Origin of the sequence: Stenotrophomonas sp. Sm2128 (assembly GCF_030985535.1) — a bacterium.
In the GTDB taxonomy this organism is placed as follows: Bacteria; Pseudomonadota; Gammaproteobacteria; order Xanthomonadales; family Xanthomonadaceae; genus Stenotrophomonas; species Stenotrophomonas maltophilia.
On the sequence record NZ_JAPTFQ010000064.1, the window covers coordinates 1 to 18004 of the forward strand.

The following is an 18004-nucleotide window of genomic DNA, read 5'->3' on the forward strand; positions in this document are numbered from 1 at the left end:
CACCGAAGGACGGGGTGTAGAAGACGCCGTCGAAGCTGCCATAGAACTGTCCCTTCTCAGGCATTTGGCTGTCGGGATAAGATCTGTCGGTGAGGCTGCCGTCCCACGCAAAGCCCGCCAACTGACCGCGCTGTACCCAGCGCTGCCCGTCCAGGCAGTTGCGCACGTTCTGGTTGCAGATTGTCTTTGCCCACGGCAGGCTCATACGCCCGGTAGTGAGAGATCCGTTCAGAGCGAGGTTGCGGATCGGAACCCAAGCCTGCATTGGCGAGAACAGATACGCTTGGCTGCGATTGGTGTTGTTCGTACCGTCTGCGTTGGGGCTCCAGAAATTGGAATGCTCGTAGCCATCCGACGAGGCCAGGTAGTTCCGCTCCAGGCACGATCCCCCGATGAAAAGCGGGTAGCTCCAGTCGGCTGGCAGATGGTCGGTCAAGATGAAGCCGGCGTAGACGGCGTCGTAGCGGCCGTTGATTCGCGTGATGACCTTGAAGCAACGGCCATTGGCAACGAACCAGTACTTGATCGGCGAGTTGACGCCCAGCAGCGCTACCGGATTTGAATTGGAGCCAGGAGGATCCACGCGCGGCTGCGCCGGGTTGTAGCCGGTGTGACCAAAGACCGCCATGTTGTAGAAGGCGCTGGCGGGCACCACCCATGCCTGCAGAGACACGTAGATCTCATCCTCGCCCGCCAGGCCTCGGCCCTTCAGTGACACAAAATCGTTGGCCGCGATCGGACCGCTGGCCACGCCACCCACGACCTGCCATTGCTGGTTCGCCGCAACCAGGGAGGCATTGGTAGTCAGGAAGTCCCGCAGGCGGGCCATGAGGTCGGTGATGTTGGCGGCGGTGTCGGTTGCCCAGGCCATGCTCAGAGTCCCAATACTTGGCGGATCGCCGCAGAGTTGCGGCTGATCTTGTTGATGACGGTGGTGTCGCTGCCGGGGTCGTCCAGGTACTGGTCGAGCAGGTCCGGCGAAACCTGGTTGATCACGCGCAGGCCCAACTGCGCAGCAGTGCTCGGCGGCGCCGACGCTGCGCTGGTGAACACGGGGGACCGCTGCAGCGTGGGCATCGCTGCCACATGCCCTCCGTCGGCATAGCCACGCCAACGCTCAAGCGCGGCCATACCCACCCTATTGAAGTCGTAGAGGAATGCCAGGGCGCCAGGCTGGCGTACTACTTCCTGACGATGGACGAATTCACCCGCGTGGACCGTGCCGGCCTCCTGATACTTGCTGCCAGGGCCGGTGTAACCGCCTACCGCATAGCTGGCGGCCGCTCTCACGGCCGACGCAGCGGCCATCGCCTGTGCCGCAGCCTGCATCTGGATGGCGGCAGCCGTCACCGCAGATGCCCCAGTGATCAAGCCCGCGCCCGAGGTGCTTAGCGCGGTTGCGCTGGTGGCCACTGCCGTGGCGCCGGCGGTGACGCCGGCAGCGGCAGTCGACAGAGCTGCTGCTGAAGCCTGAGTCGCGGCAGCGGCGGCCGCGTCAGTTCCGGCATCCACCCCCTTGTCGAACACCATCGACGTGATTCGACTGGCCAACGCCTGCGACCACTGATCGGCCACGAACTCGGCCAAGCCGCTGGAAACGGACAAGAAGAATCCGCGCACTGCGTCAGTTAACGAGGCGCTTCCATTTGCCAGCGACATAAAGGCTTCTTTGAAGCCGTTCTGAAGCGTCGTCCTAACGGTTTGCTGAAGCAGGTTCGTGGTCTGAACCATTTCCTTGAGCTTCAGGTCGATCTGATCGACCGCGGCGATTGCTTCCGGCGTTCCCAGTGCCATTGCCGCTGCTCGCATCTGCGGAACAAGATCCCGCAAGGCCGAGCTCTGCTTCTGATACAGGTCAACCACGCGTTGCTGTGCGTCGGCTTGCGTGATCAAGCCTGCTTCCAGCTCCACTTGGATTCTTTGCTGGCCCAGTGCGATGCCGGCCATGACCTGGTTGTAGGTATCCTGAAGGTTCTTCAGATCCGTGCTGGCCTTGCTCAGATTGAGGAGCTTGGCAACATCTGCAGCGTCAGCAGACCGTCCGGCGGCTTCCAGCTCTTCCTTCAGCTTCGTCAGTTCACGCGTGGTCTTGGCCAACTCCGCATCCGGACCTCGGCCCTGCAGAGCTGCAATGCGATCGCGGATCTCCAGCATCTTGCGGTCGGCCTCGACCCGCAGGTTGGCCAGATCCAGCTTCTTGGCTTCGTCCAGCAACTCCTGCTTGGTCTTCGCCGAAGCATTCTGGAAGTTGCCCTCAGCAATAGCTGCCTGGATGCGGGCAGTCTCGGTCGCTTTCTTGCGAGTCTCATCCAGGGTTCCGACCAGATCGATCTGCTGCTTGAGTCGCTCCAGCTCTCGCTGTGCTGCGGCCTCATCCTTCTGACCTTCCGTCTTCGGCGCTTTCCGGGTGCGCTCTTTGAACTTCTCCTGCAGCTGGGCAACCCGCTTGTCGTAGGCACCGCCGCTGACGCTGCCATCGTCGCCGAAGCTGACACCCTTGAGGAGGTCGCTTCCTGGATTAGCCTTGCGCAGCTCGCGGAACTGCTTGGCAACCTCTTCGGTCGCCTTCTTCAGCTTCTCCGCTTTGCTGGCACCTTCCTCCAGACCCGATGCGATCGCCTTGGCGGCTTCGACGCCGGCATCCTGGATGCGCTGGGCTTGGCCGGCGCTCTCGGCAGCATTGACGTCACGATCGTAGGCGGCCCGAGCCTTGCGGAGCCGGTCCATCTGCTTGATCTGCAGGTCGTAGTAGTAGCTGATGGCTGGCGTGTTGCCGTTCTTCAGCGCCTGCTGCAGCTGCTCGGTCGTACCACGCATCGCCGCAGTTTCCGCGCGGAGCATCGCCTCGGAGTCGGTGCGGCCAATGTCCTTCAGCCCTTGCCAAACCCTCTTGAGCGTACGGGCCACTGCATCCCATGCCTGCTCCAGATAGCCCGCCCGCGATTCCATTTCTTTGACGCGCTGGTCACTGACATTGGCAATCGCCTCCAGCGCGGCCTTGGCGGCATCGGTCGCCTTGCCCTGGTCCTCCAGGGCTCGAACCTGTTCGTACACCGCTGCGGTGAGGAAGTGGTACTGCTCGTTGAGCTTGGCCAGCGTAGCCGAAGGCGCCTTGGAGACCTCGATCACCTTGGCGGTGGTGCCCTCGATCGACTCGCCCGTCAGCTTGGCCAGGTTGACCGCGACACTGATTGCAGTGGATAGGGTGTTGGCCGTCAGCTTCCCACTGGAAGCAAGCTGCTGCGCGGCCGCCGTAGCATCGGAGTACTCGCCGGTGACCGCACCGACGGCATTCGCCTGGGCATAGAGCTGACCGCTGGACACGCCAAGTGAATGGCCGGTCGAGATCACAGCGGCGTCAAAGGCTCGCAGCTGCTTGTAGCCCTGCAGCGCTGCAAAGCCAACAACACCCAGTCCGGCAGCCACACCGCCCAGGACGACCACCGCGGGGTTGAGCGCACTGGTAAGTGCGCGGGCGGCGGGGACGACACCGCCGAAGGAATCCTTCAGCTGGCCGCCCTGCTGGATGGCCACCATCCAGATCGGCATGCCGCTGACGATGCTGGTGGTGATATCGGTGATCTGCGCCGGCAGCTGGCGCATGGCCATCTGGTACTGGCCGGCCGAGATCGCCCCGGCGCCCAGGCTGCGGCTGGTCGCTTCGGCAACCTTGACCGCGTTGCGCTGGACGTTGATGCCCGCCAGGGCGCGGTTGTACTGCTCGCGACTGATGCGGCCGGCATCTACCGCCGCCTTGAGTTCCTGCTCGTCCCGCTCGAGCTTCTGCAGCTTTACTGATGCACTGTCATAGCGCCCCAGGGCGCCCTCAACAGCACGCTGACGCTGTTGCTCCGACCGAGCCAGGCCCGCTTCCTGCTTGTCCAGCGCCTTGAGCGCGCTGTTGTAATCCTCGGTGGTGATCAGGCCGCGCGCAATCACCCGATCAAGCATCGCCTCGGTGTCGGCCAGATCGGACATGCTCGCCGCGCCGCGCTCCAGACGTGCATCGAGCTCGGAGATCAGGCGAATCTCATCGGCCACTGTCTTCTGTACCGCTGCGCCGGACGTTCGGACGCGATCTGCGGCGGTGGCCACATCCGCCGACATGGCCTTAGCCGATTCTCCTGCCGTGGCCATGCCCGCCGCGCCGGCGGCCGCCTTCTGGCCAGCATCCTCCATTTGGCTGCCCGAGGCGGCACTGCTGCGCGCGGCCCTGTCCAAGGCATCAGCGGCCTTCTTCGCCTCTTTCGTGACGTCGCCCAGGCCGGCGCCGGCATCCTGGCCGGCGCCCTTGACCGAGGCGAGCCCCTTCTGGACCACTGGCAGCGCCTGGCGCACCTGCTCGATGTCCAGGGCGATACGCATCGCCAGTTCGAGGTTGCGCGAGGAGGCCATTGTTATTTCAGATCCTTCAGCAAGGTGGTCATCGAATTACCGCCGGCATACGCAGCGTTGACGTCGGTAATGCGCTCCCGCCGTGCCCGCCGCTGCTGAGCCTGGACGTGCTCCCAGGCGAGGGATATCTGGCGCTTGGTCATGCGACCGATATCGCCAAAGCTGCGGCCGTAGCCAGCGTTGATCAGGTCGGTGAAGACGCGTCCGTAACCGACGGGAGTACCTTTTGACTGACGGCGTTTCGGAGCAGGCGGCGGAGAAAAAAACTGCTATTGGCCTGCCACCACAAGAGCAGCATCTGCTCGCCATCGGTTTCGTTGAGCGTCTCCAGCCACGCTTCCTGCTCCCGCACCTCGGCTGCGTGATCCTTGGCATCAGCCGGCGGCGCTGCGATCGAGCATGCCAGTAGATGCCGGATCAGATCCGGGTGGGACATAAGTGCATCCATCACCTGCAGCATGGAAGGCGGATCGGTGCCTTCGAACAGCGGCTGCAGGTCCCCAACCAGTGGTGCGGCGGTCTGCAGGATGCGAGCGGCCTCAAAGAAGCCGTACTCGCGCACTGTGATGGTCTTTTCGCCGAGCTGCCCCTGCTGCTGGCCGGCTAGCACGTCCAGCTCACCGGCTATTGCCCCCGGATCCGTAGTGCCGGATCCGGGGGACTGCTGACCGACATTGCCGATCACCTTGGCCATCAGGCTGCATCCACCAGCAGGGCACGGGCGTACAGCCCGAAGCGCGGATCGGCCTGCCGCACCGGGTCAATCTTGGCCTCGCCGGTGAGCGCAATCTCACCGAAGGTGTCGTTGATCAGCGACAGCGTCTCCGAGGCCGGGAAGGTGACGCGGTGAACCTCGCCGCGGAAGCGCATGGTGGTGCCATCAACACTGTTGACGCCGTCGAAGAGTACGTAGTACTCGGACTTGGTGCTTTCGAAGACCTTCACCAGGCTGTGCGCAGCGTACTTATAGGTCTTGGCCACCACCGCCGTCTTAGCGGTGAGGAAGGTGACGATGCCGGTGGTCAGGTTGACGGTGTAGTCGGTGTCCAGCACCAACGGCGCGGCTGGGGTGCCGCCCTCCAGTACCAGTGCACTGATCGCCGCATACTCCAGCGCGACCACATCCCCCGGCTTGACCGTACCAATGGCCTCGTTGGCTGCTGAGCCGGCAGCCAGCTCCATGCGGGTGCCGTCCGTGGCCAGCGCCAGGTGATCGGTGTTGAGCTGGCCCAGGGTCAGATTGACGCCGAGGTTGCGCTCGGTGGTCATGGTAGCGCCGACGCCGCGCACACCGGACCAGCTTTCCTTCTTGGTTTCACGAGTGCTGGACATGGTCAGCTCGAGGACGCTGGCGTCATACGCCCAACGCGCCGGTGCGCGGCTGCCGTCGGCATTGCGCAGGCCCAGGTACACACGACCCTGCAGGGAGAAATACTCGGTATCGGACATGGCTTACTTCGCCTCCTGGGCGATGGCAGGAGTCGCCTGGCCGTTGGCCTTGCGCGACGGATTGGGGGAAGAATCGGCGTCGGGAGCGTCGATGAAGCCGCGCTCAACCGCCCAGGGCACCAGGTCGGCAGGAAGCTCCACCGTTTCGCCTTCCGCAATGGGCTTGCTCGCAAGCGTCAGGCCCGCCTTCTTGATCGTGTGCTTCTGAGTGGTCTGGGTAGTCATCGCGGAATCTCGGGTTGAAGAACGGCTTGGGTCTTCCATACGTCGACCCAAAGGGCGGTGGCAGCGTCGTAGTCCTCGAGGTTGCCCTCGATGAGCTGGCAGGCACGGCCACCAGGAATGGGCGGTGCCCAGCCCAGCAGCGGCTGACGAACCTTGCCCAGCAGCAGGCGCAGCTCATCGATCACCTGCGCCCCGCGCTGCTCGCGGTAGTTGCGGCAGACGGTCACCACCGCGAAGTTCACTTCGACCAACTGCGCCAGGCGCGTCTGCTGGCCGGGGATCGAAACGCCGGTTTTGGTCTCCAGCGGCATCTCCCGGGCCAGCAGCACGTAGCAGCACGGCGCGGGGAAGTCGCGCAGCGCTGTAACGGCGGCGTAGTCGGCGCTGCCCTGGACTTGCCGCAGCTCCTTCTCGCTGACGCCCTGGCGGATGCGATCGCGCACCAGCCCGATGTCGAAGGGCTGCGTGCTCACCGGCCGTAGTCCTGCAGGGTGCGGTGGCTAAACTCCCGCGGCGGCGCGCAAACCTCGGGCGCACCGCTGCTCGGCGCCGGCAGCGGATCATCCTCACCAAGGCTGAATTCGCCCTTGCGCACCTTCTCCAGAAAGGCAAGCGCCTCCTTGTAGTCGCGCACCACCGGATCGGTGCGTTCCTCGGTGTTGACTCGATCCTTGTGCAGCAGGTAGCGCGCAATCCACCGTGCCCAGGTGGACACGATGCCCGGTACCGGCGCTGGCAGCGGTACCGGATAGGGCTTGGGCTTGCGCATGACCAGGTAGCCGTTGATCACGCCATCGGCATCGTCCAGGGCGCGCTGCACGTGCGCGGCCGCCTCATCGGCGATCGCCACGTCGGCCGGGTCGAATGCGCTGCGATCACTGCCGAGCAGCGTGGCATCCATCAGCGCATCGTCCACAATCGGATAGCGCTCCGGCGTGGCCACCTGCGCCAGCTCCTGGGCAAGCTTGGCCGCCGACAGCAGTGCGAGCGTGCAGTAGGACATGACGGCCGGTTACTCCAGCTCTTCCGGGGCGACCGGGTCGTCACCGAGGACACCGGCATCCTGGTAGGCCTGCGCCTCTTCCCATGTCATCTCGATCCACGCCGGCGGCTTGACGACGACGTCGTTGTGCTTGAACGGGCTGAGTACTTCAAAGCACATAGGCACCCAGAGACCATCAGAAACCAGTGCATTGGGCGAATCGCCTCCACCGGCGGCAACCCCAATGGTGATGTCGGCTTCCGGCGACGGAGCACCCGCGTCGATGGCGGCATCCTGGTCCGCTGCCGGATGGTCAGCCTGCAGCGGGTCGACGGCAGCACCATCGCCTGCGGAGGCCGCCGACGTGGCGGTCTCCAGCTCACTGTGGCCTTGCTCCGGCACCAAGCCGTCCGTCGCCGGCGGTGCGTCGGCAGTCTTGTCTTCCGTGACGACTGGCACGTCGGCCGGCTGGTCGTCCTGGACGGTCTTGGGTGCGCTGGGCGGCGCAGTGCGGGGCTTGGCCACGACGAGTTCTCCGAATAGGTGTGGTGCCGTGCTCTCCGGCTGTCACGCATGGTTCTGCTGTGCTCCGCACGGCCAGGCCCGCGTTCGCCTGGTGCTGCCGCTCGCTGGGTTGTACGGGTCAGCGGCAACTACGCCGGCGATCCTTCGCCGGCTCCCTTCATCAGTTGCCGGCGCCGCTGATCAGATAGCCCGCCGCCATGCCTGCCAGGACCGGAGTGGCATCGTTGCTGACGCCATAGATCCAGCTCTTGGCGCTGTTGTCCCAGTAGGGAACTTCGACCAGCGGCATGCCTTCGATGCGGTAGCCATAGCCGTAGCTGGGCTCTTCCACGTTGGCGTTCACGTCGGCACCGGGGCTGACGTAGGCCAGGACAGCCGAAGTGCCCCACACGTCACCAAAGGCGCCATTGTCATCAGCAACCACACCGCCGCCGACGACAATGTTGTCGATCTCGAAGACCTGCTTGAGCAGATCCAGGGTGACCTTGCGAATGCCAGTGCTGGCGGAGCGATCGATCAGCTTCGGATGCTGCTTGAGCTGCTTGAAGGCCTTGGCCGACAGCAACATGGTGTTGGGGTACAGGCCAATGCTGTCTCGCACTGCTTCCTTGCCGGTTTCCACATCCTGCGCCGGATTGGAGGCGGCGTTGGACCACACGTTGTTGCCAGCCAGCGCGACCTTGTGGTCGTTGTCGTAGTTGGCGGCACTGGTGGCGATCTTGGCGCTGTCCACCTCGTATTCCAGCAGCAGCGAGCGCAGCACGATGTTCACGGCCCGGGTGCTCAGGTTGATCCCCGGCACTTGGCTCGCATCTCGCATGTGTTCACGCGGCACCGGCGCTTCCAGTGCGCTCGGGACGATGGCGTACGGCTTGCCTTCATAGCCGAAGCGGATGCGCTTGGTATTGGCACCGGGGGCACGCTTGGCGTTGTAGATTTTGAAGGATTCCTTGCCGAACTCGATCACCTGGCCGCCATAGGCGGCGACGTCGGCGAAGGGGAACAGCGCGGTGGCCACGAGCTGCGCCTGGCGGTAGCCACGGGCGTGTTCGGAAAGGATCGGGTCAACGACGCGAACCTGGCCGGGGGTCATTTGTCCAGACATGTAAATCTCCTACGGCACTAGCCGGTCAGTTCGGGATGAGGATCACTTCAAGGACATCGCCATCGGCGGTGGCCGTGGCGCCAGGCGCCGCACGGGCAACGACCTTGCCGGCGTCGGCGGTGATGGCCTTGCCATCGACACCTACCTGGAGGGCGGCGCCGGCAGCGATTGCGCCACCTGCGGTCACTTGCGTGGTGCCCAAGACGTCGACCGGAGCCAACTGCCCGACGGCGGCATCCGAGCGCGCAACCCCGCAGGCGTTGCCGCCAGCAGCGGCGACTCCACCGGTAGGCGAGACGAAGCGGTTGTGGGTGAGGGCTGCCGCGGCCAGCACGGACAGCGTGAGCAGAGCGATGTTCTGGGACATGGTGGGCTCCTGGATGGGAAGGTCAGCCGCCGACCGCGGCGACTGCAGCCGCCCAGGACGTGCCGGGATGCTGCTGCTGGTAGGCCTTGGCCTGGTTGAACAGATCCGCGCGGCCAGCATCGACATGCGTGCCCGGGGGCGCGGCGAAGTTCGCCGCTGCGTTGGGTGCGTCGCCACCGGACTTCTCGCCGAAGTCCACTGCCTTGGGCAGGCTGGTCAGCAGCTCGCGCAGGACCGACTCAGCTGGCTTGGACACCGTCGTTTCGCCCTCGGCGAAGTTCAGCGGTTCCTTGCCATTGGGCTGGGCCAGCAGCAGCTCCACCACGGCCGGCTGCTGACGGGGCAGCAACTTGCCTTCCTTCACCAGGCCTTCGGCGAACGCCACCGCATCTTCGCGTCGGGCGGACTGCTCACGGGCGGCGAGGGCCTTCTCGCGAGCGTCCAGGGTGGAAGCCTGCTGGTCGAGCTGCTGCTGACGCTGGGCGTGCTCCGGGGTGTTCTGCTGGGACATGGGGTCGATCTCCGATTTGACCTGTTCACGAGTGGGAGGCGTTGCCGGGATGGGCGCTGGCGCGCCGATGGCGCTGCGCGGGAACTGGGTGAGCAATGGCGACGCAAAGAGGGCTGAGTTGCGCGCTTCGTCGTCATCGCGTGTGCTGCTCGCGATCCCACGGATCTGCCAGTCGGGAATGACCTGGTCGGCCGTCTCAAGGCCCTGGGTGTCGATCAGCCAGTCGCGGAAGCGGCGGAACAGGTCCGTCAGCGTCCAGCCCAGCGGGGCCAGCGACATGGCAAAGCAGGCGGCATCGTCGCCCTCAGCGAACGAGGCCGACTTGAGTCCCTTCACCGCCGGCGGCTGCGCGCCCAGGAAGCCGATGTGGCGCAGGTAGTACTTGCCCGGCGTCGGATTTCCCGGCGAATCAGGCATGAAGATCGAAGCGCTGATCTTCTTGAAGCGCCCGTTGTTGACCAGCTCTGCAAAGGCAGGATCAACATTGTGCGGCTCGGCGACGAGGAGGCCGTCCTTGGCCTGAAGGGTTTTGCCCCAGCCATAGGCCGGATCGTCAGTCTTGGGATGGCCCACCACGATGGGTGCTTCATGCAGTGCCGGATCGTAGCTATCGGCGATCTGCTGCACATCGGCTTCGCTGAAGGTCAGCGTGCGGCCGTCTTCGGCAACGTGCGTGCCGGCTTTGAAGATCTGCAGGGTGGCGGCGGGCTGGTTCATGCCGCCAGTTTTCCCGCGTCAGAACACGCTGTCTTTGAAACTGGTTTCCAACTTTCCCGGGCAGCGACAGATTGATTCATGTCGCCAGTTTTCCCGCAGTGCCGTCTCACGCATTGGGACCGCATCCTGCAAGAAACGTTTAACAGACATGGACGATCCGCGTGCAGTGATCTTGTTGCGCGGATGCAGGCACCGACGCGGCCTTCAGAGGCGTGTCAGACACCAAGCAGCCGCCTATGACGTCTGAGTGTGGCGGCCCCAGCATAGAGGCGTACACAGCGCCTCCTGCGCGATGATCACTCGAAGGCGCCGCTCACGTGATCCTGGGCGATATCCAGCAGCTCCTTCTCATCCTCGCGACTGACACCGAGCCACGGACGAGCAGCGATGGTGTTCGTGTACGAAGGCATTGTGACCGAGCGCTTGTAGCGCGCGTTCCCACGACTGGCTTTGACGAACCGGCTGCCGCCTTTACCCGTCTTCAGGTGGATGTTGGCCGGACGCGCGGCGCGTTGGATGGTGCCGCCGAATTGGTGGATGGCGCCATAGGGTGCATTGGTACCGACCAGGACGGCATCGTTCCCGTCCGTTTGCCATGAAGCCATGTCACCGAGCATGTGGAAATCGAACTTCAGAATCGGCACGCCGGGGCGCTTCTTCTGTTTCCAGCGCTTGTAGCTGGGCTCAAGCGCGCGCCATCGACGTCCAGTCGGGTCACGCTCCTTTGCAGCCCGCTCGCGTGTGGATCTCAGCAGGTACTCGCCCCAGTCCTTCAAGATCAGTTGGTGCGCCTCGCCCTCCAGCTGCCGCAGCGCATCGGCCAGACCAGGTGTTGCCGAATCAAGCGTGACCTCAAGCTGTGCCATCAGATCTCTCCCTGCAGCAGCTGCAGCGTGCCATCGGCAACGCCGCGCTGGAGTTCGGCGGGCATCAGCATCTGCAGCTGGGACTGCACCGTGCTGACGCCCGTTCCCGAGATGGCCACGTCGACCACCATGAAGGCAGGACGTCCCACCGCCAGCACATAGCGCAAGCGGCCTGCGGCAGCGTCCAGCAGGATGGCCACCGCATCGAGAAGGCGAATCGGCAGCTCGGCTGCGGCGATGGCCACCGCGCCAGGCCGAGTGATGGGGAGCTGGTCGGCCAACACGGCAAAGGCCGCCGTCGCTGGGCGAACGGCGGCACGCTGCAGCTGCGACACCAATCCGGGCGACAGTGCTCCGGCCAGATAGCGGGCAGCGTGGGCAGCATCGGCATCAATGCTGGCCAGCCAGCTGGCATAGCCGGCCTGCAGCGCATCCCTGGCGCGCGGCCGCGCCAAGGCCTGGGCAGCGCTGGCAGCCGCTGGCGCCGCCGGCAACCGTGCTCCCGTCTCCAGGGCGTTCTGCAGAGCGGAGGTGAGCTGCTCGGTCAACGAAGGCGGGGTGACCGGACCACCGCGGCCACTGGGCCAGTGGTCAGCCGTTGCCCCCGGCGCGTAGCCGAACCCAGGATCGACGCCTGCCGGCGTCAGCACCGTGCGGGTCCCACCGGGACTGCGCTGCCCGATGGTCACCGACTGCATCACGATCTCGGGAGCCTTATCCGGACCATTCTTGCCCAACCGGCGCAGGTCGCGCTCGTTGAGCGCATCGACATAGCACTGGCAGCCCCAGCCGTTGGCTGGATAGTGGTAGCGCCACCACGGATCGTCGTGGCGCAGCACCAGGCCATTCCACGACACGTGCAGCGGCCGAGGGTGCTCGACGGCGTCGTTGTGGTTGTAGCGCCAGAACGGCCGCACCTTGATCAGCTGCTGCAGCTGGGCCCAGCGTCCGGCGTTGTAGCTCTGGCGCAGGTTGGTCTCGTAGATCACCCGTGAGCGCCAGTTCCGACCGCCGTTGTAGTCCCAACCATGCGTGGCCACGATCCGGTCGAAGTCCTCCCGGAACTGCTGAAGAGTCCGCCCCTCAGCAATGACCCGATCGATGGATTGCCGGAAGTCCGCCAGCAGAGCGTCACGGTTGGCACCGGCCACCATGAAGCTGGTGTCGTGCTCCGACTCCCAAACGTCCAGGTAGCTCTCGGTGAGCACGTTCTTTTTGCGACGGAAGAACTCGATCTGCTCCCGGAACGGCAGTTGAGCGTAGGCAACCCCGGCCATTGATCAGTCTCCCGCGCCCTGGATGTCGGTACGGCCAGCCAGCGTCGCTGCCGTCATCGCATCGGCCATCACCGAGGCGTAGTCGTCCAGGGTCATGTTCGGGTGCAGCTCAAACAGCCGGTCGCGCAATTGCTCCAGCGAGTCGACCTCATCGACCAGCTGGCGGATCTGCTCGACCCATCCAGCACCAATGGGCGACAGCCGGCGATCGAGCTGCTGGCCCAGTTCGACAGCGGGATCGGGCGTCTTCGGGGTGCTGTCGGCAAAGGCGGCGGGATAGTGCCTGCGCAGCAAACTGACTACCGCACCGCCGGCATTGGCGAACTCGGCGCCATCGATCGCCGTCGGTGCCGCAGGCGGCTCCTGCGGCGCCTGGACCGGCTCGTAGTTGTCGCCATAGGTCTGATCCATGTAGACCTGCTTGGGCTTGTAGCCCAGGTCGAGGATCTTCTTGTCGCGGCTGGCGGTAGCGTCCAGATCCTCCGACTCTTCCGTGACGCGATAGACCCGAGGAATGGCCGCGCCGGGGAAGTTCCATTCGGTGAGCCAGCGCGCTGGCCCCTTGTTGAAGGACTCGCACACCAGGTCGGCATCGGAGGTAATGATGTCGCGGCGCACTTCGCGCTGCAGCTGGTCGTTGCCCAGCTTGCCGGGCGTGCCCTGGGTGCTGGCGGTCTGGCCAAGCACCACCTTCTGGATGGTGGCATCCATGTAGTCCTGCAGGGCCTTGTAATCGGCCGTGCCGCTCCGTCCGGCCTCCAGCAGTCTCAGCGCCATGCCCTTGGGCATGATGATGCCGCTGTCGGTCTGGATCGCGCGTGTGGCCTGCAGCAGCTTGGCCTTCTCTGGATCGGTAGCATTTTCGTCGTATTCGCCGACGGCGGTGGGCATGCCGAACTTCTCCAGGAAGATCAGCCAGAACTTGAGGCCGTTGCGCTTGAACAGCACCGGCCAGTACAGCCAGTGCGCCAGGCCCAGGCCATACGGCTCATCGTCGTGATCGGCACCGGAGCAGAAGTTCCAGAAGTAAGGCGCGTGCGCAGGCACGCCCTCGGTCATCTGGGTCTGGGTGAGCAGGCGCAGGTCACCTTCCTTGCCGTAACGGAAGCGCCGACGGTTGCGAACTTTGATGTCCTTCAGGCCGATGCGAGTACCGTCGACCTTGTACAGGATCTCCGCCACGCCATAGCCGTAGAACACGCCGAAGAGCATCTTGCGGGTGACGTTGTCCCAGCCGATGCCATGCAGCTGCTCCTGCAGATACTCTGCCGCCTGGCGGTCGATGCGCTTCTCGCCGCCGGGCTCCACCTGCCATTCGCAGGCCACCACCGAATCCTGGCGAGAGCCGAAGGTGGTCTTCACCTCCGGGTCGGACAGCACCTGTTCGTAGATCTGAAGGTCGTAGCCGCCGCGGTTGCGCAGGACACTGTCAAAGGGCAGCAGCAGTGGCCCGGTGTAACCACGGGTGATGTCGATGCCATCGGCAGTGGTGGCAATCTCGCGGTCGATCTCTGGGCGGGCGGTGGTCATGCATATCCTCCAAAATCATTTCCGCCGCTGACCGTGCCGAAGGCATCATCGGTCACGACGGTGGCCACGCCGTCGGCTCGGCCGTCGCCGATGTAGGCGCGCGCGCCGGCCGCCTGGAACTCGATGGGCACCGAGGTGACGTGGTTGAGTGCGGCAAACTGCATCAGCACGCCGGCGATCGCGCCGTCGCCGTGGCGCACCAGCTCCGGATCCTGCAGGTCCTTTCGCTCCAGACGCGGCACCATCGGGATGCCGTCGACGTACTCCACTGCGCGGTGGTCGTCTTCCAGGGACGCGTCCCTGGGTAGGCTGAGGAAGCCGTCTTCGAACAGCGCGATGTACTTGGGCATCCATTCGCCGTACCAGGGGCGCGACAGGGTGACCTCGTGGATTGGGCCACCGACGTAGCGGCCCGTCTCGGTATCGAGCTCAGCCCGGCCGTAGCGGTCGCCGGTGTACTCCATCAAGGTCTGGCCGGGGCCAGTGGCATCGCCGGCAAATGACCAGCGACCAGGGAATCCTTCCTTCAGCGCGTCCAGCAGCGCCCACAGGATCTGCTCCTGCTGGCGGGTGGGCGCGTTGGCCATCTCGATCAGGAACGGCACGTCGCGGCGCAGATCCTGCCCGACCTTGGCAGGCTTGATGACCGAGAAGTGACGGTGGCGCGCGAAGTCCATGCCGATCGCCCAGCGCCCGGTGAACCCGGCCACCGCAGCACGGAGCACGGGCAGCAACGTGGTAGCAATCCAGACCGAGCACCAGATCTCGCGCTCCTTCTCAGAGCGCTTGGGGAAGTCATCATCGAAGACCAGGCGCAGCACGGGCCGGACCTCGGGCATGGCCCGATCGATCCAGACCGAAGGGATGGCTGAGCCATCGCCATCGCGCGGGATGACGTCCAGCTCCTCGCGCATGGCGGCCTTGCGCGGGCCGTAGGCCGAGCGGATGGCGGTGTACCACTCCTTCTTGCCCTCGGCGGTGGCCACCTTGCCACGCATGGCGCAGACCCGCTCGTACAGGCCATTGGATACAGCATCATCGAAGCTGATGCGGATGACCCCGGCCTTCTTGCCGTAGCGGCCGGCCTGGACGTCCTGCACCAGCTGATTGAACGGGTTCTTCTTGCCGCGGTGGGTGGACCACACGCGGATGCGGCCGCCCCAGATCAGCAGGGCGGTGGCCGACTCGAGCACCTTGGCTACGTCCTTGTGCAGCGCCGCTTCGTCCAGGTCGACCACGCCCTGCAGGCCGTGGATGTTCTCCGGGCGCGAGGACAGTGCCGTGATACGGAAACCACTGGCGAAGCGAACCCGGAACGCCTGGATCTGCCGACTGGTGCCATCGGGCTGCTGGTCCTGGAAGATGTGCTGCTCAATCCTTGACGCCTGGCCCTGGGCAATAATCGGCGCGAACTTGGCCACGTAGCCGATGAACTCCAGACCCTTTTCCTTGGTGTCGGCCATGTACCACACGTTGTCGCCGCCGGCGTCCTTGGCAGAGGCTGCGGTGATGGTGTCGCTCAACGCCTGAGCGAAGGTGATGCCGGTACGACGCCCCTTCTCGCAGACCGCGATATCCAGCCCTTCCTGCATCCGGATCCATTCGGACTGGTGGGCCATCAGCACACCGGCCTTGCTCGGGTCAAAGTTGGCCGAGATCGAGCGCACGCTCTCGGGCAGCTCCTCCCAGTCCAGGACGCGCTCGGTATCCGGCAGGGGACCCAGTGCACTCACTTAGCCGACTCCATGCAGCACTTTGTTGCGCCAGAACTCCACGCCCTCGGCGTCCAGGCCCTTGGCCCGTGCAGCCTCCTCGACCCGGCTGGCCGCGTCGACCAGCGCCTTCTGGCGGATCTCGCCGGCCCATTTCTCGCGCACGATGGAAGAGCGGGTCAGTTCAGCAATGGCCTTGGCCGCCTTGCTGTACAGCGCAATGCGATCGGCTGGGGAAATGCTTTCATCATCCTGGTCGGCCGCCTCCTGGAACTGCAGCAGCGCTTCGAACAGGTCGGTCTGCAGTAGGCCCAGCAGTGCACTGCCGCGCTCGGCGGCATTATCCGGCGACTGCTCGGCCACCAGCTTCATTGCCTCGGTGCTAGCACTGATCGAGGCCAGGCGGCGCTTGAGCCGCTTGGCCCGCTCGTTGACGGTGGTCTTGCTGATCTCGTAGCCCTGCTCGCCGAGCCATTCGGACAGCGAGATGCTGCCGCCGAAGGCATTGGCGACCAGGCGCCGATCCAGCTCGTCGCGTACCTCGGCCGGCAATAGGTCGATCTTGCTCACGGGAGGCATGGGATCACCAGTACTTCGGTGGGCGCGCGATGCCCGGCCCGCAGTCGATGCTGTACTCGACAATATCCACACCGTGGCGCGTCAGCTCAGCCGACCACGGCCCCGAAGGGGATTTGGTGATGTCGATCAAGCGGCGGGTGTCCAGGTAATCCAGCTCCCTGCGCACTTCCAAAGCGGTGGCATCCGGATACATGTCCTGGGCGGCGCCGGCCAGGACGGCTTCGCCGATCGGATACGGGCGAGAGCGATCCAGCACCAGCAGCATCAGCCAGCGCAGCTGCTCCCGGCGCAACTTACCCAGATCCGGGCCCTGATTTCCGTGACTCACGGCGTGTTCCCCTTGCTTTGCATGTTCGTGATCTTCGAGGCCACTGCATCGAGCTTTGCCTCGATGACGCTCTGCCCGCGGGCATAGTCCTCGCGGCGGACGTATTCCTTCGCAACTTCCAGACGGAAGTCGGTGAGGTGGCTCTCAACCTCGCGCCAGCGCTTGCTGTCGTTGATCAGGATGGCCAACTGCTGATCAGTGCGTTGCTGCAGCTGGTTGACCAGCCAGCGACCGCCGGCGATCAGGCCGCCGAGCAGGGTGATGCCGATGCCGGCGAACCACACCAGGTAGAGCGGCTGCACTTCAACGATCATGGGTTGGCCTCGACGGAAGGTTGCTGTCCGGTGAGGACACCGATGGCGCGCTGGCAGGCCCGGACGTGGTTGTCGGCGTCGCGTCCGATTCGAACAAGATCGCCCGCGACCTCTGCTCGTAGTTGGGCGCTCGCATCACGTTCGACGGCGCCAGAGACGGCTTGGGACAGGCGAGCGGTGTGGCAGGTGGCGAGGTCGTTGCGCAGCTTGAGATCGCCAGTACGCACGTCAGCCACAACGGCAGCAGGGACGGACGCGGACGCCTCCCGATCATTTTCATGTTCGTCTCCGATCTGGGCCATCGCCTTGGCCTGGGTGTGCTCGATGCCACGAGCGCTGCGCTCGTCTTCAAGCTGCGATTCAAGCGTGGTCACACGCTGCTGCGCCGTGGCGTCACGAGCCTGCGCGTCCAGGGCATTGCCGCGGTAGAGAAGTGCTGCGGCAATGGCCACCAGCAGGAGCACCAGCAGCAGGGCGACCGTTGCGATCAGGGCGCGAATCATCAGTACCGGCCCTCGCACATCGCGCGCTCGGCCGTGCGGCGGCGCTCCAGGCCTTTGTAGGGCTTGCCGCCGGCATTGGCCCAGTTGCTCAACTGGGCACAGGCCAGATCCCAGCGCCCCTGGTTGGCGTAGACGCGGATGCGCGGCTGCTGACCGTTACGCAGGAAGCACAGTCCATCCTTGACCCCGGCACCGCCAGGACCCACGTTGAAGGCGAAGGACGTCAGGGCAGCCGCCTGATAGTCCGTCATCGGCGCCTTGATGCAGCTCTGTACGGTGTTCCAGGCAACACCAAGGTCCGACTGGAGCAGGCGCTCGCATTCGGCGCGGGTGTAGGTGCGCTGTTCGACGTTTGCCGTATGGCCGTAGCAAACCGTCAGTTTGCCGACTACATCGCGGTAGGGCTGGGCCGAGTAGCCCTCAAAGGGCTGTACCAGCCCGAGCAGCAACGCCAGCATGGTCGCCAGCATTCCGCCCGCGATGGGCAGTGCTTTGTTACCGGATTGCTCTGCTGCCATGCGCCATCTCCAGGGAAAGATGGCCGACGGGCAGACGAGGATGCCCGCCGGCCAGGTGCGCCATGCGCACACCAAACCGATGGGCAGAGTTTCAGTCTTTG

21 protein-coding genes are annotated in these 18004 nt (G+C 64.8%); all 21 read right to left on the bottom strand.

What is annotated here, in order from left to right:
• Positions 1 to 871: hypothetical protein (locus O0K41_RS16425; protein ID WP_308304531.1), on the bottom strand; the 871-nt coding region annotated here is incomplete at its 3' end.
• A gap of 2 nt (positions 872 to 873) precedes the next feature.
• Complete coding sequence (locus tag O0K41_RS16430; RefSeq protein ID WP_049403050.1) at positions 874 to 4395, bottom strand: phage tail length tape measure family protein; 3522 nt, start codon at positions 4393 to 4395, stop codon at positions 874 to 876.
• 2 nt (positions 4396 to 4397) lie between these two features.
• Positions 4398 to 4538 (bottom strand): hypothetical protein, encoded by a 141-nt coding sequence (locus O0K41_RS16435; RefSeq protein WP_008266411.1) that lies wholly within the window; start codon positions 4536 to 4538, stop codon positions 4398 to 4400.
• 41 nt (positions 4539 to 4579) lie between these two features.
• Positions 4580 to 5089 (bottom strand): DUF6631 family protein, encoded by a 510-nt coding sequence (locus O0K41_RS16440; RefSeq protein ID WP_049403051.1) that lies wholly within the window; start codon positions 5087 to 5089, stop codon positions 4580 to 4582.
• Positions 5089 to 5844: a hypothetical protein gene (locus O0K41_RS16445; protein ID WP_308304532.1), complete on the bottom strand. Its 756-nt coding sequence runs from the start codon at positions 5842 to 5844 to the stop codon at positions 5089 to 5091. Before O0K41_RS16445 ends, O0K41_RS16440 begins: the two co-directional genes overlap by 1 nt.
• Positions 5845 to 5847: 3 nt before the next feature.
• Complete coding sequence (locus tag O0K41_RS16450) at positions 5848 to 6069, bottom strand: hypothetical protein (protein WP_049403053.1); 222 nt, start codon at positions 6067 to 6069, stop codon at positions 5848 to 5850.
• Positions 6066 to 6542 carry a hypothetical protein gene (locus O0K41_RS16455; protein ID WP_065427638.1) on the bottom strand — a complete coding sequence of 159 codons (477 nt, stop codon included), beginning with the start codon at positions 6540 to 6542 and terminating at the stop codon, positions 6066 to 6068. The genes O0K41_RS16450 and O0K41_RS16455 overlap by 4 nt, the downstream gene beginning before the upstream one ends.
• On the bottom strand, positions 6539 to 7072 hold the full coding sequence (locus tag O0K41_RS16460) for a DUF1320 domain-containing protein (RefSeq protein ID WP_024957621.1): 534 nt from the start codon (positions 7070 to 7072) through the stop codon (positions 6539 to 6541). Before O0K41_RS16460 ends, O0K41_RS16455 begins: the two co-directional genes overlap by 4 nt.
• Before the next feature lie 9 nt (positions 7073 to 7081).
• A complete protein-coding gene (locus tag O0K41_RS16465; RefSeq protein ID WP_308304533.1) occupies positions 7082 to 7576 on the bottom strand; it encodes a hypothetical protein in 495 nt (164 codons plus the stop codon).
• A 160-nt stretch (positions 7577 to 7736) separates the two neighbouring features.
• Positions 7737 to 8681, bottom strand: a complete 945-nt coding sequence (locus O0K41_RS16470; protein ID WP_049403054.1) for a hypothetical protein — start codon at positions 8679 to 8681, stop codon at positions 7737 to 7739.
• Between the two features lie 25 nt (positions 8682 to 8706).
• Positions 8707 to 9048 carry a capsid cement protein gene (locus O0K41_RS16475; RefSeq protein WP_049403055.1) on the bottom strand — a complete coding sequence of 114 codons (342 nt, stop codon included), beginning with the start codon at positions 9046 to 9048 and terminating at the stop codon, positions 8707 to 8709.
• A gap of 22 nt (positions 9049 to 9070) precedes the next feature.
• Complete coding sequence (locus O0K41_RS16480; RefSeq protein ID WP_049403056.1) at positions 9071 to 10276, bottom strand: hypothetical protein; 1206 nt, start codon at positions 10274 to 10276, stop codon at positions 9071 to 9073.
• Positions 10277 to 10572: 296 nt separating this feature from the next.
• Entirely contained in the window at positions 10573 to 11142 is a 570-nt protein-coding gene (locus tag O0K41_RS16485) for a phage virion morphogenesis protein (protein WP_049403057.1), read from the bottom strand.
• A complete protein-coding gene (locus O0K41_RS16490; protein WP_049403058.1) occupies positions 11142 to 12419 on the bottom strand; it encodes a phage minor head protein in 1278 nt (425 codons plus the stop codon). The genes O0K41_RS16485 and O0K41_RS16490 overlap by 1 nt, the downstream gene beginning before the upstream one ends.
• 3 nt (positions 12420 to 12422) lie before the next feature.
• On the bottom strand, positions 12423 to 13949 hold the full coding sequence (locus O0K41_RS16495) for a DUF935 family protein (protein WP_049403059.1): 1527 nt from the start codon (positions 13947 to 13949) through the stop codon (positions 12423 to 12425).
• Positions 13946 to 15682 carry a phage protein gene (locus tag O0K41_RS16500; protein ID WP_049403060.1) on the bottom strand — a complete coding sequence of 579 codons (1737 nt, stop codon included), beginning with the start codon at positions 15680 to 15682 and terminating at the stop codon, positions 13946 to 13948. The genes O0K41_RS16495 and O0K41_RS16500 overlap by 4 nt, the downstream gene beginning before the upstream one ends.
• Entirely contained in the window at positions 15683 to 16240 is a 558-nt protein-coding gene (locus O0K41_RS16505) for a DUF3486 family protein (protein ID WP_065427999.1), read from the bottom strand.
• A 4-nt stretch (positions 16241 to 16244) separates the two neighbouring features.
• Positions 16245 to 16568 (bottom strand): hypothetical protein, encoded by a 324-nt coding sequence (locus O0K41_RS16510; RefSeq protein ID WP_024957611.1) that lies wholly within the window; start codon positions 16566 to 16568, stop codon positions 16245 to 16247.
• The gene (locus O0K41_RS16515) at positions 16565 to 16882 is read right to left on the bottom strand and encodes a hypothetical protein (RefSeq protein ID WP_049397725.1); all 318 of its coding nucleotides are present in this window, start codon (positions 16880 to 16882) and stop codon (positions 16565 to 16567) included. Before O0K41_RS16515 ends, O0K41_RS16510 begins: the two co-directional genes overlap by 4 nt.
• Positions 16879 to 17385 carry a lysis system i-spanin subunit Rz gene (locus O0K41_RS16520; RefSeq protein ID WP_049403135.1) on the bottom strand — a complete coding sequence of 169 codons (507 nt, stop codon included), beginning with the start codon at positions 17383 to 17385 and terminating at the stop codon, positions 16879 to 16881. Before O0K41_RS16520 ends, O0K41_RS16515 begins: the two co-directional genes overlap by 4 nt.
• The gene (locus O0K41_RS16525; protein WP_049449885.1) at positions 17385 to 17903 is read right to left on the bottom strand and encodes a lysozyme; all 519 of its coding nucleotides are present in this window, start codon (positions 17901 to 17903) and stop codon (positions 17385 to 17387) included. The genes O0K41_RS16520 and O0K41_RS16525 overlap by 1 nt, the downstream gene beginning before the upstream one ends.
• Positions 17904 to 18004: the final 101 nt, after the last annotated feature.

Bases quoted from the DNA above. Each gene is read 5' to 3' on its own strand.
- O0K41_RS16495 (WP_049403059.1), bottom strand. From the start codon at position 13,949: ATGACCACCGCCCGCCCAGAGATCGACCGCGAGATTGCCACCACTGCC.
- O0K41_RS16450 (WP_049403053.1), bottom strand. From the start codon at position 6,069: ATGACTACCCAGACCACTCAGAAGCACACGATCAAGAAGGCGGGCCTG.
- O0K41_RS16525 (WP_049449885.1), bottom strand. From the start codon at position 17,903: ATGGCAGCAGAGCAATCCGGTAACAAAGCACTGCCCATCGCGGGCGGA.
- O0K41_RS16475 (WP_049403055.1), bottom strand. From the start codon at position 9,048: ATGTCCCAGAACATCGCTCTGCTCACGCTGTCCGTGCTGGCCGCGGCA.
- O0K41_RS16515 (WP_049397725.1), bottom strand. From the start codon at position 16,882: ATGATCGTTGAAGTGCAGCCGCTCTACCTGGTGTGGTTCGCCGGCATC.
- O0K41_RS16505 (WP_065427999.1), bottom strand. From the start codon at position 16,240: ATGCCTCCCGTGAGCAAGATCGACCTATTGCCGGCCGAGGTACGCGAC.
- O0K41_RS16435 (WP_008266411.1), bottom strand. From the start codon at position 4,538: ATGACCAAGCGCCAGATATCCCTCGCCTGGGAGCACGTCCAGGCTCAG.
- O0K41_RS16520 (WP_049403135.1), bottom strand. From the start codon at position 17,385: ATGATTCGCGCCCTGATCGCAACGGTCGCCCTGCTGCTGGTGCTCCTG.
- O0K41_RS16440 (WP_049403051.1), bottom strand. From the start codon at position 5,089: ATGGCCAAGGTGATCGGCAATGTCGGTCAGCAGTCCCCCGGATCCGGC.
- O0K41_RS16445 (WP_308304532.1), bottom strand. From the start codon at position 5,844: ATGTCCGATACCGAGTATTTCTCCCTGCAGGGTCGTGTGTACCTGGGC.
- O0K41_RS16485 (WP_049403057.1), bottom strand. From the start codon at position 11,142: ATGGCACAGCTTGAGGTCACGCTTGATTCGGCAACACCTGGTCTGGCC.
- O0K41_RS16430 (WP_049403050.1), bottom strand. From the start codon at position 4,395: ATGGCCTCCTCGCGCAACCTCGAACTGGCGATGCGTATCGCCCTGGAC.
- O0K41_RS16460 (WP_024957621.1), bottom strand. From the start codon at position 7,072: ATGTCCTACTGCACGCTCGCACTGCTGTCGGCGGCCAAGCTTGCCCAG.
- O0K41_RS16490 (WP_049403058.1), bottom strand. From the start codon at position 12,419: ATGGCCGGGGTTGCCTACGCTCAACTGCCGTTCCGGGAGCAGATCGAG.
- O0K41_RS16480 (WP_049403056.1), bottom strand. From the start codon at position 10,276: ATGAACCAGCCCGCCGCCACCCTGCAGATCTTCAAAGCCGGCACGCAC.
- O0K41_RS16470 (WP_049403054.1), bottom strand. From the start codon at position 8,681: ATGTCTGGACAAATGACCCCCGGCCAGGTTCGCGTCGTTGACCCGATC.